This is a genomic window from Blautia wexlerae DSM 19850 (assembly GCF_025148125.1).
GTDB classification, from domain to species: Bacteria; Bacillota; Clostridia; order Lachnospirales; family Lachnospiraceae; genus Blautia_A; species Blautia_A wexlerae.
The window spans coordinates 1245527-1261691 of record NZ_CP102267.1 but is presented as its reverse complement, the minus strand read 5'-3'; the positions used below and the strand labels follow the sequence as shown (position 1 = coordinate 1261691).

At 44.1% G+C, this 16165-nt stretch carries 9 protein-coding genes; all 9 read right to left on the bottom strand.

Going from position 1 to position 16165, the window contains the following annotated elements; translation table 11 throughout:
- Positions 1-117 precede the first annotated feature (117 nt).
- The 9 genes from tenpIN to NQ550_RS05765 all read right to left on the bottom strand — a co-directional run bounded on the left by tenpIN (position 118) and on the right by NQ550_RS05765 (position 16121).
- Entirely contained in the window at positions 118-384 is a 267-nt protein-coding gene (tenpIN, locus tag NQ550_RS05805; protein ID WP_147417420.1) for a type III toxin-antitoxin system TenpIN family toxin, read from the bottom strand.
- 321 nt (positions 385-705) lie between these two features.
- A complete protein-coding gene (locus NQ550_RS05800; protein ID WP_025580289.1) occupies positions 706-2841 on the bottom strand; it encodes an Ig-like domain-containing protein in 2136 nt (711 codons plus the stop codon).
- Positions 2828-3718 (bottom strand): ECF transporter S component, encoded by an 891-nt coding sequence (locus NQ550_RS05795; protein ID WP_022380417.1) that lies wholly within the window; start codon positions 3716-3718, stop codon positions 2828-2830. Before NQ550_RS05795 ends, NQ550_RS05800 begins: the two co-directional genes overlap by 14 nt.
- Positions 3697-5454, bottom strand: a complete 1758-nt coding sequence (locus NQ550_RS05790; protein ID WP_022380416.1) for an ABC transporter ATP-binding protein — start codon at positions 5452-5454, stop codon at positions 3697-3699. The genes NQ550_RS05795 and NQ550_RS05790 overlap by 22 nt, the downstream gene beginning before the upstream one ends.
- Positions 5451-6443 carry an energy-coupling factor transporter transmembrane component T gene (locus NQ550_RS05785; RefSeq protein WP_025580291.1) on the bottom strand — a complete coding sequence of 331 codons (993 nt, stop codon included), beginning with the start codon at positions 6441-6443 and terminating at the stop codon, positions 5451-5453. The genes NQ550_RS05790 and NQ550_RS05785 overlap by 4 nt, the downstream gene beginning before the upstream one ends.
- Complete coding sequence (locus NQ550_RS05780; protein WP_025580293.1) at positions 6436-7686, bottom strand: DUF4430 domain-containing protein; 1251 nt, start codon at positions 7684-7686, stop codon at positions 6436-6438. The genes NQ550_RS05785 and NQ550_RS05780 overlap by 8 nt, the downstream gene beginning before the upstream one ends.
- Positions 7683-10220 carry an Ig-like domain-containing protein gene (locus tag NQ550_RS05775; RefSeq protein WP_025580295.1) on the bottom strand — a complete coding sequence of 846 codons (2538 nt, stop codon included), beginning with the start codon at positions 10218-10220 and terminating at the stop codon, positions 7683-7685. The genes NQ550_RS05780 and NQ550_RS05775 overlap by 4 nt, the downstream gene beginning before the upstream one ends.
- A gap of 356 nt (positions 10221-10576) precedes the next feature.
- A complete protein-coding gene (locus NQ550_RS05770; RefSeq protein WP_025580297.1) occupies positions 10577-11047 on the bottom strand; it encodes a hypothetical protein in 471 nt (156 codons plus the stop codon).
- Between the two features lie 58 nt (positions 11048-11105).
- The gene (locus NQ550_RS05765; RefSeq protein WP_259839498.1) at positions 11106-16121 is read right to left on the bottom strand and encodes a hypothetical protein; all 5016 of its coding nucleotides are present in this window, start codon (positions 16119-16121) and stop codon (positions 11106-11108) included.
- Positions 16122-16165: the final 44 nt, after the last annotated feature.

Below are 16165 nucleotides of genomic sequence, written 5' to 3'. Positions count from 1 at the left end.
TGTAACTGTTCAGTACCTTCACAGTTACGAGTCAAAATCCACAAGAAAGAATCCTGCTTGCGGGATTTTGGCATGTTCATGCCAAAACACCTCGCGGGATAGTAGACTGCTGAATAGTTACGAAATATCTTTTATAATAGCAATTTTAGTATAATCAAGTCCTGATCTATGTTTTTGCGAACGAGACGATTTGCGAAAGTGATATGCATATTTATGGGAAATCTCTGTTCTATATGGAATGCATATAAAATATCCATAATGACTTTGAATAAGTAAACAAGCATATCTTCTTTCCTTTTTCTTTAAAAGTTCTTTATATGGCGGATTCGGATATTTCTCGTAAAATTCATCTGAAAGGCTATAAACAGCATAGTCAATTTCCAATTTTCTTCTCCTTATATACATATAAACGAGAGGGAAAATGAACTCCCTCTCGTTATACTCTTCGCTCGGTCATATTTTATTTTACCGATGAGTCAGAACCGTCACTCATCTCATCTCTCGGTTATATTTATTTTACCGATGAGTCAGAACCGTCACTCATCTCATCATGCGAATAGAGAATTAACTCTCTATATATTGTATTATATAACATATTTTCTTAAATAGCACAATCCTATATTTTTAATTTTTCAAACACGCTCTAACATCGTTTCTGTTCACAGCAATATGCTTTCTAACACACTGGACTTGTGTGAATTTATATTATTTGATCTTAGCGCTCTTTGCTTTAGAATAGCTGCTGTATATTCTTTTACCGTTTTCGGTACGATATGCCCGCACCTTGTAATAGTATGTTTTCTTAGACGTAAGCTTCTTATTTATATAAGAAACAGTGCTTCCCTTTTTAATCGTTGATACTGCCTTATATTTACCGGATTTGGATGTGGCACGGTATACTACATACCCTTTGGCACCGCTTACCTTTTTCCATTTCAGTGTAGCCTGTTTCTTACCGGCAGTTACTGTGACAGCCGGGGTTTTCGGTTTTACTGTCTGTGCCGGAGTTGGTGTCGGTGCAATTCCATTGGTTGTTACAGAGAAGTTTTTGTCATAACTGCTTTTAATAGCACCGCCCCATTTGGTGGAAACAGCCTGTACACTGTAATAATAAGGAGTTGACGGAGAAAACGCTGTATCTGTATAGGAGAGGTCTTTGACCGTAGCAATCTTTGCGAATTTGCTTTCACCCATCTTACGTCTTAAAATAATATAAGAATCTGCATTTTCATATTTATTCCAAGTAAGAAGAACTGTATTTCCTGCCGCCTTGCAGGTTGTGATCTCTGGCATTCCTGCTGCAAAGAGGTCTTTCGCAGTACCCTTTACAACTACATGGCACACTGCGGTTACATTCTGATCTGTTTTTACACGGATATCGGTTTCTCCTACAGAAACAGGTGTGATAACACCCTTCTGGTCTACTTTGGCAACGCCTGCATTATCAGAGGTCCATACCAGTTCCCCGCCGCTTCCCTTCGGACTGAATGTCCAGGTCAGGGTATAGGTTCCCTGATCAATTGCCAGAGTCAGCGTTTTGTCACTCAAAGCAATGCTCTGTGCCGGTGCTGTAACAGTCACGTGGCAGGTGCCTTTCATTCCATTGTCCGTAGTCAGTGTAATATCTGCAGAACCGGCACCCACAGGAGTTACCTTGCCGGAGCCATCTACGGTTACTACAGAAGAGTTGGAAGATTCCCAGTACAAAGAGGACGGTTTTGCGCCGTTTGGCGTGATCGTGTAATCCAGTGTCCTGGAACCGCTTTTCGTTGAGAGATTCAGGCTGGACGGAGAAATACTCACCCCTGTCACACTGACCGGTCTGGAAGAAACGGAAATATTGCAGGTCGCATAGACACTTCCGGAAACTCTCGCAGTAATCACCGCAGAACCTTCTCCCACTGCTGTTACCACACCACCGTTTACACTTGCAACAGAATTGTTGGAAGAAGTCCAGCTTACAGTTCCCACCGCATCAGACGGAACAATCGTATAAGTCAGTGTATAGCTGTCTCCCTTTGTAAGAGTCAGATCAGAAGCATTTAAGCTGATCAGCTTCGGTGCTACCGGAAGCTTTGACTCAATACTTTTAAGCAGCTGAACCGCTTCATAAACTCTGTTTGCAGACGCATCCAGCGTAGTCAGCGCACTGTCCGCTTCGGCATATGCACCGGAGAATCCGCTGACCTGGGACCATCTGGAACGCTCTGCATTTGCCTTTCCCATCATGCGGATAAGCTCGCTCTTATCTGCCGCCTCAAAAATCTGCCTGTTATTATTATACGGGTCACATCCTGTAATGTCCGTACCACCGCAAAGGGCAAACATAACACGCAGGACACTTCCGTCTGACGGATGACTCGCACCCATTCCGACACCCATAAATACATTATCCAGAGTATACGTCCATCCGGATGCGGAGCAGTAGGAAAATTCTGTCAGATCCGGTGCATATTTGTTATCAGTAAGCTTATAGGCATCACCGGTCCAGGTGGAAGTCTCGGAGAGAACCTTCTGGATACATGCCGGTGGATTCAGGCTTCCACTGTCACAGTTGGCAATTCCCCTTAAGTAGAAACCATAACTTGTATTTGTGTCATAAAGCGGCGTAATCCCGTTCTCACTTAACCCGCGGAGCAGAACATCTGCACAGGTTTCTCCTTTCGCAAATTCCACCTGTACAGGATCCAGGATCATACCCTGGCCGATCGTGTTCTTCTCCACAGTCAGCGTCAGGGTATCTGCCAGAACATCGGTCTGTCCCAGCGCAAAAATCCCCACTGCCATTCCGGCTGCAAGAGTCAGCCCCTTAATGGCCTGCCATAGCTTATTCTTTGTCATATTCATTTTCCTCCTTATTTTCGGGCCGCTGCAGCAGCCCGTATTTTCTTTTTACTCTCTCCAGTTTCTCCAGCAGAGGCCTGCTTAGGATCCACAGGAAGATTACCGTAGAAGTTGCCTGCACCAGATCTACCGGTGCACCTGAGATATAAAACGCGATCAGGCTCTTCTTTGTGATGTATCCGTATGCCATCAGAATAGATGCCGGATTCATGATCCCGCCGAAGATCAGAAACACACTTAAGAATCCGTAAATACACAGATCCACCTTCCTGGCTTTGAGAATCCCTTTCTGAAAAAGGATTCCTGCCAGATATCCGATCATTCCATAGGAAAACATCTGCCAGGGTGTCCACGGTCCCTGCCCGAAAAACATATTTGAGATCATCATGATCAGACAGGCACACAGAAACCCCGCCTCACCACCTAAGGAAACCCCGGTAATGATCACGATGGCCGCAATCGGCTTAAAGCTTCCGATCATAAAGAAAGCACTCCTGCCTGCGACCCCAAGAGCCGCCATTACGGCAATGACCATAATCTCTCTTGCCTGTGGATGCCGGCCCTCAAATACCATAAAGAACGGGATCGTGGCATAGGCAAGTATTAAAAGACTGATCACTACATCATGCTTACCATGAAACTTATGAACCAGGATAAAAAGCACCAGCGGAACAAAAGCCAGAAACATAATCAGACCGATCCAGGTACGCTTCTCAATCTTTCCTTTATGGATCGGCTGGATAATGATTCCATCCTCTTTCAGTTCATATTCCTCTAATTCCTGTCCGGATTCCTCTTCCCCGGGCAGGCTCTGTGCACAGGAATCCCCGAAGAAACGGTCCATAAACTGGTCTAAAGCCTTGCCTTCAAGCACGCAGCCACCTCCTTTCCGGTAACAGCATCAGGAAAATAATGCCTTGCCATGCGATTGGCAGCAGTCGTATAAAAGCTGTTTCCCGCAAAGAAATCCCTTGCACTCTTACACGTCACCACATTTCCCTGAAAGAACAGGCCGACCCTGTCTGCATATTCTGCGACAAACTCCACATCATGCGAGATCATAAAGATAGTGATCCCGTGAGCTTTGAGCTTCTTTAAAATGTCTCCCAGTTCCTGTTTATATTCTGCATCCAGCCCCTTCGTTGGTTCATCCATCAGAAGAAGCCTCGGCTGCAACAGCAGAACCTTAGCCAGTGCAAGACGCTGCTGTTCTCCACCGCTTAAATCATACGGATGACGGTCAAGCAGTCCTTCCAGTCTGGTCAGACTTACGATTCCCTCGATTGCCTCTGCCTTCCTCATATTGGCAGTGTATTCGGAAGATTTCTTCTCCTTTGCCCCACCGATGATAGAATACAGATCCTCCCGGACTGTCTTCTTGATAAACATGCTCTGGGGATTCTGTGGCAGCACACCCAGATACCCTCTGTAAAGCTGGGTATCCGTATACCTGCGGATATCAGTCCCATTCAGGAGAATCTTGCCTCTGTAGGGAGCACGGACACGACTGATCAGCGATAAAGTCGTACTTTTCCCCGTTCCGTTTCCACCGACAAGCGCATAAAATTCTCCCTGCTTTACTTCCAGGTTCAGATCCTGCACAACATCCTTTCCGTCTTTTTCATAACGAAACCACACATCCTTTACCTCAATAGCCGGTGGCATAGAGCTTTTGGAACCAGACAGCAGTTTATCTCTGACTGTATTCAGCTTTTTTTGCAGTTTTTGTTTATTTTTACAAAAATAACTTTCTTCACAAACAGAAACTGTATCAGAAGTTGCTGCCATCACCTGTGTGATCCAGTTCCTTCCCTCTTTTACAGTCAGCGGACATGGCAGATTATTTTCTACCTCTGCATAAATCTGCATGGGAACCGGCATAGACAGAAACATTCCATGATGTTCCCTCTTCAGGAACTCACCGATCTCCCGTGGCGCCCCCTGCGTGAGCAGACTGCCCTTATCCATCACATATACCCTGTCCGCCCACGGAATGACATCCTGCAGCCGGTGCTCCGTCAGAATTATGGTAGTGCCGATATCCCGGTTAATCTTTCTCACCGTTTCCAGAAAATCAGAAGCCGCGATCGGATCAAGCTGAGAAGTCGGCTCATCCAGAATCAGAAGTTTCGGGTGCATAGCCATGATCGCCGCCAGGTTTAAAAGCTGCTTCTGCCCTCCGGACAGCTCCGAGACATTCTTATAAAACCACTGATGAATCCCGAAATAGCTTGCCATCTCTGCCACTCTCAGACGAATCGTAGGCGTATCATACCCCAGACTTTCCAGACCAAATGCAAGCTCATGCCACACCTTATCTGTCACGATCTGATTTTCGGGATTTTGCAGTACATAGCCAATTTCCTGGCTCTGCTGCCGGTGGCCGACTTCCTTCAAATCCCGCCCATAATAACAGATTTTCCCGGAACTGCTGCCAAAAGGAGCCAGATCCGACTTCAGCTGGCGAAGCAGCGTACTCTTGCCACAGCCACTCTTACCGCACAGCACATTAAAGGTACCCTCCTCCACATCCAGTGACACATGAGACAGTGACTCCCTGCTGCCATTCGCATAACGGAAGGAAAAATCTCTCACTTCTATTATCTTCATCTCGCTTCTCCTTCCATATCTTCATAAATCTTTCTGTAGGTCACTGCCATCTCTCCCTGTACGTGGCTTCTGCTTTTCTTCATGGCAGATTCCTCACACAGATCCAGAATCAGCGGCAGAAAACAGAACACACCAAAGCTGACAAATGTGACAGCAGCCAGCAGCGGACTGCACGACTGCTTCGGAACCCTTCCGAAAACAGTAAAACCGGCAAGCAGGATTCTGGGATTGTACTGTGCAAAAGCAGCTCCCCGGTAACATCCATATCCGAAAATCACACAAAGCCCGACAAGCATAGTTCCCAGTAGTTTATCCCTTCTGTTAAAACGGTAAATAGAAAAAGCCGTACGTCCTCTTAACCCATAGCCACGGCTTTTCATGGAATCAGCCGTCTCAATCGCATTTTCCAGTGCCCATGTGACAAGAATGGACACCATATTTAACGCATAACGGATCTTCTTAAACCATTTGCCATTGCTCACATCCATCCCCACGCATTTCTGTCCATTGCGGATCACCTTCAGCTGGGCCATAAAGTGAGGCACAAACCGAAGCGCCATAGACAGCATCAGAGACATCGCAGGGATAATCCTGCCAAAAAGATAGATAAATTTATCACTTGTCATGATCTGGTTATAGCAGGAGAACCACAAAATCATAATAAAAAGTACACATCCCAGAACGATTCCATATACCATTGCCTCCAGCGTAACCCAGTTTCCGCTGCTTTCTATATAAAGAAGCGGTGTGACTCCGTAATGGTTAAACATCGGGTTTAAGAGTGCCACGATAAGGAGACTCGGTAGCGTCAGAAGAAAATTGATTTTCAGAACCTTCTTTACTCCGTTAAGCCACATGGAGTAAGCTGTGGCAGCCACAAAAGAGACTGCCAGGTAAACCGGGTGCTGGATAAACATGGTAAACCCCAGCACCACGGCAAAATAAAAGAAATTTAAAACAGGATGGCACCTGGAAAAAGCATCAGTCATAATACTGATCCCCCACATCCCTGCCAAGATTGCAGGTATAACGCCATTCTACCGTATCGCCGTCCTCCAGCGTATATTTCGAGCAGCCATAATTCGGATACCAGCCGTTGACACAGTACATCCATCCGGAATCCTTGCCACAGTCAAACTCATACAGGTTATTGATACCGGATACATAATAACTGTTATACATAGGTGTCCACTCCGACTCCATCTGAATACCGGCCTGATTACATACACGCTTCAGCACATCAAATACCGTCTCCCCCTCATAGAACTCCACCTCCGAAGGATACAGGATCCAGCCGTCCGCAGGCACAAATTCTGCCTTGGACTCTTTCAGATCATCCCAGTTATTCAGGATCGTAGAACACTCGATAGAGAAAGTACAGGTCATGGCTGTATCTGAGCTGTCATCGCCACCGGAAGTGTCTGTATTGCCTGTTCCATCGCCGGAAGAGTCTGTCTGTCCGGAACTGGTATTTCCATCTGTGCTGGACTGACCGCCAGAACTTCCAGTGGAATTTTCACCGTTTTGTGTATCCTTATTATCAGCAGTGCCCTTGGATTTGTCATCGGATTCATCCGTAGATTCACCTGTGGTAGAACCGCCGATCAGATAGAAATCTCCTCCTGTCTTAGTCACGTTAAAGGTAAGTGTTGTGCGCTCTGTTTTTTTCTTTCCGGTTTCTCTGGTAGTAATCTTTGCAGTATCAAGCTGATAAAGCTTTCCATCTTCTTCCAGACAGTAAAGAACCTTATCCGCGTCCCATTTTTCTTTCAGATTCAGGGTCAGCTTCGCAGGCGCTGCCAGATTCATCTTCTCCAGTGTGACTTTCAACGCATAAGGCGCATCATTGGCAAGCTTCTTTACCTCTTCTGTTCCATCTTCACTGCACTGTACCAGAAGTTTTTGCTCCACCGGATTCTGAATCTGGCTTCCATTGTAAGTCCATTTATAACTGATCCCGCTGTCCGTTTTTCCGGTAAAATAATACTTTTCGTCCTTTCCGGCGATCGTTTCCATCTGTGCCTGGGTGATGATTCCGTCCTCAGGAAGCTTTGTTTTCTGCTTCAAAGGTTCCACATCTGTATCAGAATCTTCCTCCGTGCTGTTTAAGATCTCAGCTCCTTTTTCGGAAAGCTGTGTCATGCCGTCATCCCCGCCGCCACAACCTGAGAGCGAACTTACCCCCAGAAACAGTGCAAGCCACAGGGCAAGTCCCTTTTTCTTTATCCTCATTTCTTCTTCCTCCGCTTCTTAATAAGAGCCCTCACTCCGGCCTTAATGCCGCTGCCTGCCAGTCCTCCCGCCAGAGCACCGCCTGCCGCAAAACCAAAGATCATACCATATTCTTTCTTCTTTGAGGTCAGACTTCCGGTTCCACTCTCCCCGGCAGTTTCCTGATATCCATCCTCACCGGTATCCATCTGTGAAGTCTCTTCCGACTCTGTATAAGGCTCTGCTTCGAAATCCCAGCCGCCGGAATTCTTATCCTTTGATGACTTACTGTTCTTTGATTTACTGTTTTTAGAATCCTTTGAACCGGAGCCACTATCCTTTCCTGAGCTTTCGGAACCCGTGGAGCTTTTGCTGCCGGAAGACTTACCACCCAGAGATTTCCCGGATCCACCCGGCGTTTTCGTATTGCCGCCTGACGGTGTTGTGGCAGGAACCGGCGTCGGGGTAGGAATCGGCGTGGGTTCTTTCAGACCGGTACCGGAACCATCTCCCTTGCCACCTTTTTTGATACTCACATCTGACATATCATAAAGGCTCGTCTTGCCATCCTTCAGGCGCTGGTAGGCAACCAGTGCGTAATATCCCTGCTCCGTAGCCATCCCGTCCAGAGTGCCTGCTGCCGCCCCGCCGTTATTTCCGGCACCCGCCTTTACATGCATAAATCCACTTCCATCGATATGATAGGAAAGAAGATTCTCTATTGTCCAGTGGCCGCCCTTGATGAAACGCGAATCCGTCTCCGGGTCAATCCCAAGGCTGCATAAAGCCGTGATGATCTGTGCACAGGACTCCTCTGTCTCCACACCCATCGTGGAATATCCACCGCTGTCGTTCTGCATTTCCGACAATTTATTCAGCCCTCTGTCAATGGCAGCAGTCACATTCTCATAACCTGATTTATGATAATACGGTGCCAGCGCCTGCAGTGTCATGCCGGTGATATCAGAATCTGCATTACTCCCCATCAGCGTCCATCCGCCACCCGGGAGTTCACTCTGCAGCAGGAAATTCACCAGCGCAGATTCCGAATTCTGCTCCTTCGCAGACGGGTTCTCCGGGAAAGAATATTCCGGGTGGCAGTTAAGGGCAAGGAGTGCCCAGATCGGGCCGTTTAATCCCTGTTCCTTCACAAGGCTGAGATCAGAGATATATTGAAACAGATTGTAACCCCCCACATTGCGGGCATCCTTCCCCTCCGAGGTCAGGACCAGGATTCTCTTGGAATATTCTGTATATTTGGAGGTATTGGTAAGGATTCCCTTCTTTTCCTCGATATAATTTGCCGTGTGATTATAATAGGTAGAGAAATATTTCTCCTTCAGGCTTAAACCGCCTCTTGCCAGCCCAAGCACATACCATTCGCTGCCAACAGAAGGATTGGTATCTGTTGCACGCATATAGGCGCTGGTCTCTGCCATAACCTGACTGACCGATTTCTTCAGGGCATTTGCTCCCTGCATGACCGTTACCTTACAGGAGGCCGTCATTTCCGGGTGTTGTGTTACAGAAGCGGTAATCGTAGCTTTGCCATTCTTTACTGCTGTGACAACTCCCTTTTTGCTTACTTTCGCAACAGAAGTGTCACTGCTTTTCCATGTCACTGTATACTCTTCCGTAACCGATTCCGGTATCGGAACCACCTTCAGGGTGTATTTCTGCCCCCGGTTGATCTTAACGGATTTACTGTTAAGAGAGATTCCCTGAAGTCCTGCGGGAAAGTCAGCAATGATCAGATGGTTTAAAGTTCTGGCACTGTCCAGATAGAATCGGTTATCTTCTGTCGTCTGAGGGGTCAGTTCCATAAACGAATCCCCGGTACTTCTAAGAACCCTCGGTTTCGTCAGACTCTCATATCCATCCGGGACAGGAAATGTCAGAGAGATCATCGTCATTGGCTGATAGCTTTCTCCTGTACGGATATCCGTATAGGAAATATTTATATCATAAAGAAGCTGTGGAAGAGTCCCCGGATATGCTTCGGAGAGCTCCTGTATAGTCTGTTCCTGATCCGGGTTCTCCTGCACATGGGTCTGCACATACCAGGGATTTCCCGTGGCGGTCACTCCACTGTCAGAAGAAATCAGTGCCGCAATACGGTTTCGGACAGTTTCAAGAGCCTCTTTGACTCCGGCATCAATTTCTGCCTGCTCCTCTTCTGTCAGACTGTCATAGGTGTCACTGGCAAGAAAGAACTTCGAGACCGTTTCTGAGGACAGATCAATTTCTTCGAGCGCCGCTGCTTCCTGAATACAGGAAATCATGGCTGGTATATCCAGCTTTTCTTCACCGGCTTCATTATTTTCTTCTTCATTTCCGGCCGCGCCATCGTCTGTCTCTGACTGAGATGGTTCGGTGTCAGACTGGAATTCATTCGCAGTTTCTCTGTCGTCAGAATCATCATGCTGTACAGGGACAGAAGTTTCTTCTGCCTCCCCGTGTATCTGCTCAGCCGGTGGCATCTGGGCTGCGGGTACAGGACATGCGGTCACAGCAATTCCTGTACTGAGAAGCAGTGCCATCCATTGTTTATTCATTTGTTTCCTCCGCGTTTTTAATCTAAAAAATTACATCCGGGTAAAATAGCACCCGCAATTCCTGAAATTACAAAATGACAGATGACTCTCCCCCTGTCATATAGCAGGTAGAAAGGACATCTGCCTTATTTTTTTGTATCATTCTTTCCAAATTTTGCAGCAATTATCAGAGCGATTATTACATTTATCAGAAAATTCCATCCATAAGTATCTTTCCATATGTTTAACAGGCAGCTCAAATCTGAAATTTTATTGTGGAATATAAATTCTCTTGATATAAATATAGCTGCCAGGCTCGCCAAAAACATTAATGAAATAGTCAGCAAAAATATTTTTATTTTATTCATATATATAAATTATACAGGATAGGAATCTGTAGACATTTTATATTCAGAAACTAATTTTGTTCTTGCTGAATCTGAATATATTGATATAATCACGCGCAATTTTGAACCATACATAGCTGTAATTGAAGTACCATATCCCTTTTTTTTGAATTTACTGTAATGTTCCTCTATACAATCACTCGCATAAGAAGAAATTCCCGCTCCAATTGCACTTCCTGCTATAGCTGCTCCTTCACCTCCGCAAGATCCAATTGCTGTTCCAGTTGCAGTTAACACAGCACTACATAATGCCTTTATAGTTTTCTTTTCGGTAGATACATTAAATGAAAAATCATACTTAGCGCGCTTCCATTGATTAAATTCCCGTGATTCATAATTATCAGCGCTTACAATATTTACATTGCTATCATTTGCATATACAGTAACTGTAAAAATTTGCAAAATCATACATAAAATTATAATTATAAATGCTTTTTTCATTCTCTTACCTTCTTTTGGGGTATGCAGTGTGTTGATAACACACTGCATACTGATTTTATTATTTAACAGTTACTTTTTTAATCTTTGAGAAAGAGCCATAAACTGCTTTTCCGTTTACTTTTCTGTAAGCACGTACTTTATAGTAACGGGTCTTTCCGGTGAGGAGGCTCTCGTCTGTCGCACCTGTACCTTTGGTGATCTTTATGCGGGTATAGGTACCATTTTGGGAATCGCTGGCATATACCTGATAGCCATCGGCACCCTTTACCTTACTCCATTCAAGCACTGCTGTCTTTGAAGTTGAGCCTGCGGACAGGGTCGGAGCAGAAAGTACTGCCTTTGCTTTCTCTGTTGCTGAATAGCTTCCGTATACTTTCTTTCCGCTTACATTGCGGTAAGCACGTACTTTGTAATAATAAGTCTTACCGGTAACTGCTTTCTTATCTAGGAATGTAACTGCGCTGTTCTTTGCAGTGGAACCAATCGCTGTATACTTGCCATCCTTTGAAGTGGAACGGTATACTCTGTATCCATTTGCACCGGAAACCTTATTCCATGTTACGCGGATCGTACTGTAGCTTTCAGAATTTGCCGTAGCAATCTTTACTTTGCCAAGTCTGGCTTTTCCTGCAACACCATCTTTGTCATAGCTGCTTACAGTCATCTCGCCCCATGCGTAAGAGTACGCCTTAACAGTATAATAATAGGTTGTTCCTGTAACTGCTTTCTGATCCTTATAGGAAATGTCTGTTACCCGGGATGCGATCTTCTTCCATCCGCTGTCTGCAGTTCTGCGGTATACCATGTATCCGTCTGCGTTATCCACGCTGCTCCAGCTGATCTGGACAGTCTTATAGTTGATTGCCTTTGTCTGAAGATCTGCAGGCATATCTGCCTTAAATGCACCCTGTTTGCCCGCAAGTTCAATGTGGTAATCTGCCACGATCGTCTTGATCAGCCCTAACTGCTTCGCATTCCACATATAGGACTTGCCTTCCACACTCATGCCGTCGATCAGCTTCTGAAGTGCTGCAAGCTCTGCTTCTACATTTGCAATGTTCTCTTTGGTAACAGCAGTCGGAAGATTGCTGATCCACTCATCTGCCTGCTGTGCATCTGAAATGTCCTTACCTGCCTTGTCAGCCTGTGCCGTCAGTGCTGCGATAACCTCTGCAAAAGTCATCTCCTGACTGCCGACTTTGACTTTCAGGCCTGCCATGGCATCTTCCTGTCCCTGATAATCCTTAGCATAACGGTCAAGGAAAGCCTTAACATCTGCGTAGGAATCTCTGTCTACCGGGTGATCTTTTACTGTTGCATAAATCTGTGCTGCTTCATCTGCGAAGAACTGCTGATATGCACTCTGGCCTTTCTCATAAGTCAGTGCCATGGCAAGAAGCTTCTCCATATTCTCAACCAGTGCGGTGTTCTCGCTTCTGAATTTCTTCTCTTCTGTTTCTGTTAATCTGTCATAAGCATTCTTGGCTTCTGCAATCTGTTTCAGCTCTGCTTCTGTAAGTTCACGCTTAGAGGTATCACCTGCTGCCGGAACTTCTTCATCAGAGGAGAAATCAACATCTGTCTGGACATCTTCAGTATCTTCAGCTGATTCTGCCTGAGGGATATCCACTGTCTCAGCTGCCTGCTCCTCAACTTCATCACTGCTGAATGCGTCCGCACTTCCATCTGAGAAATCAGATTCCTCAGACTGTGCCGGTACCGCCTGTTCCTCTTCAACAGAAGCTGCCTCCTGTGCTGATGGAACTGTAGTCGGCTGAGGTGCCTCATATCCTCGTACTGTCTGCGCATCCGGGAGTGCTTTAAGCATTGCCTTGAGCGCATCGGCTTTCAGCTGGTAAATATAACCTTCTGCTTTCTCCAGAGAAGCTGTATTTGTAACCTGGGCTTTCTGCTGGTCATCAAGCGTATCATACAATGCTCTTGCATTTACCACATAAGCCTTCCAGTCATTCCAGATTTTCTCTGTCGGAACATTGTTATTCTTCTCTGTCAGTCTCAGAGGTCCGTCAGAAAGAGCACCTGAAGATGAAGTAGTGATATTCAGTTCATCGATAAAGGAGATCACATAAGCAACCTTCTCATCCGTACTCTGTCTGCTGATAAACAACTCCGCTTTTTCAAGCTCTGCATAGTTTGTCACACGCTTCTTCTGATCTGCTGTCAGGGCATCATAAGCCGTTCTGGCTTCCACTACAAGAGCCTGTTTCTTCAGATAATTATCGGAAGTAACCTCACCGATCGCCTTGATCTTATCAACAACTGCAGCCGCAGCCTTCAGATCAGGGATCAGATTTCTCAGATACTGTAACGTACTGTAATTCGTAACCAGAGCCTTCTGCGCATCCGTAAGAGCATTGTACTCTGCCTGTACGCGGTCAAGAAGCTGCAGAACATACGGATCAAGAGTCAGTTCAGAAGAAGAAGGAAGCGCATCAATATCAGCGATAACCTTCTCTGCCGCTTTCTTATCCTTATCTTTCTGCTCCTGCTGTTTCTCGAGTTCTCTGATCTTAGCCTCTGCTTCAGTCAGCTTAGAGTAATTTGTAATTACAGATTTCTCTTCATCATTCAGTGAATTATAAAGAGTTCTTGCTTTCTCTACAGCCGCCTTGTCATCCATTGTCAGCTTATCCGCTGCTGGGATCGCATCAATGGCTGCCATAGCTTTTTCAATAGAATTACCTGAACCAGTCTCTGCTGCAAGAAGCTTTCTGAGTGTATCCTTGTTAAAGATTGCCTTGTGAGTTTCATCTAATTTATCGTAAGCCTCTCTCGCTGCTTTGATGTCTTCTTTCGAACTGTTATCGTTAAGGGCAAGGATCATGTCGTTAACGGATCTGGTTGGAACGGTTACGTCTGTAAATTCCCAGAAGCTGGATGTTTTTTCATATTGTCTGATAAATGCATCCAGACCACGTGCAATCTGCGGAACATCATAATTTGTGAATCCATGAATACTTCCGTCAAGAACATCATCTACATCTACCAGATCAAAGAATGCATCAAGAATATTGTTTCCATTCTTAGTATATCCACTGGAAGAATCTAAAACATTTACACCAAACGTTCCTGCAAAAAGCATTGCCTGTGCATCATTCCATGCGTTGTTTCCATAAGACATACATCCTGTTTCAAATCCTGGTGTACAGAATGAACCTGTTGAACGTTGTGCAATTGCTGGAAGCTTATGTAATGCCTTGTCTACAGCTTCTGTTACATCATCGTAACCAGGCTTTTTGTACCAGAAAATAAGTGGCTGCCATCCTATGGTATTGTCGGCATTTGCAAAAATTTTGTCTTCGGCATTTGACAAAGCTTTTGCTGTATCATGTGCCCATTGGTTAAGTTCTGTATCTTTAAAAGTGTCAGCGGTATACCCACCTGCTTTTATTGCATTAATAGCATATACAGTTGTATAAGTAAGTTCTGTGCTTTTTCTTGATCCAACTGCCGAAAGAAGGTCTACAGACGAAATGTCCCTTGGATCATATCCAATAGCTTCAATAGCTAAAATTAATTTTGAAAGTTCTGTTGTCTTCCATTGAGAAACATCAGTTCCCTGATTTTTAAGTAACTGCAAATACTCTTTGGTATTTGCAAACCATTTGTCAAAATAATTTGTATCTCCATATGGAATATAGCCGCATCTAGCTGCTGTAAAAATGGCCCAAATATCTGTATTTTCATAGGATGGGGATTCTTTAGATCCAAAGGCATTTTTATTTTGGCAATAGTTCATAATAATGTTACAAGCCTTTTTAGCTTTTTCATAGTAAGATGGCCAATGACTTGGATTACTTGAGTTTCCCTTAGCTCCATTGTCTACAACTTCACCAGTACCGTCAACTACTTCAACTTTGAAACTATACCCATCTTCTTCTGCTTGTTCTTCTTTTCCATCTTTAAATTTCAAAATAGGCATATTAATCCATTCTACGCTTAATGGACGTTCGCCTAAAAAACTCGTATCAATTGTAGCAGATTTTATATCTTTCTTTACATCATCAGATGGCAAAACTACTTCTATACCATATTTTTCAATAATAGATTGTTGTTCATCAGTTAAATCTGTAAATTTTACACCTATCACATTTACAACATTATTATTACCGTCATCGTAAATATTCTTTTTTTCACCATCTATAATATCTACTTGATATGGGAAATGATAATTTTTAGCATAATCAACAAAACGATTATAATCTCTGGGTACGCTTGTACTCCATACTTTAGGTTCAGTGGAAGCCTGAACTTTAAGAGTTATTTCTTCGGTTTGTAGATTATAATATGGATAGCCATTATTATCTTCTGGGGAAATAGTCCATTTTTTATTAAAGTCAAACCCTTCATAAGTTCCCTGGTTTTTCATTTCAGACGTAGTTTTGCCAAAATCAGCATAATTAGGAAACTCTTTATTATTATCTCTATTTGCAATATATTCAGACCTGATTTTAATGTCTGGCATATTTTCTTTATCATAATAACAATTGGTTGCACTTGCTGACGTACTAGAAAAACTTTTTCGTGTAAATGAAACACATAGATTTCCCCATGTATTATCTTCTATTTTGGGTTCCAGTTCATCTGCTAATGACTTTATTGCTTCCGAATACTGTCCATATCCTATACAATTTTGGTAAGTTATTCCAGCATAAGTTGTTCCTAATTGACAAAATTCAAATTCTAAATCATTCTCAACAATATCCTCAGCTATTTCTTCGATTGTTTTTTCACTCTGCAAATCGTAAGTTATCGCTATGGAAGAATCCATTAAAGTTCCATTTCCCTCGATTGCACCTATTGAAACATCTTCATCTTCATCGTCATAAATACAAGTTACGTTTCCTTTAATTGTTATTCCTTTTGCAATTCCATCACATTGCGAAAAGACAGTTTGAAATTCATCTGTTTCGCTATTATATGCATATGATTCATCAATTTGTACATTTATATTTTCTACAATTCCATTGTCATTTATACGAAAAGGAAATACAGCAATGTTTTCTTTTGCTTCTTTTGAAGCATATGTAATGGTGTGTCCTTTTCCGTTCAATATGCCGCCAAAACTAGATGTTGCTTCTGGAACATCTGAAATGT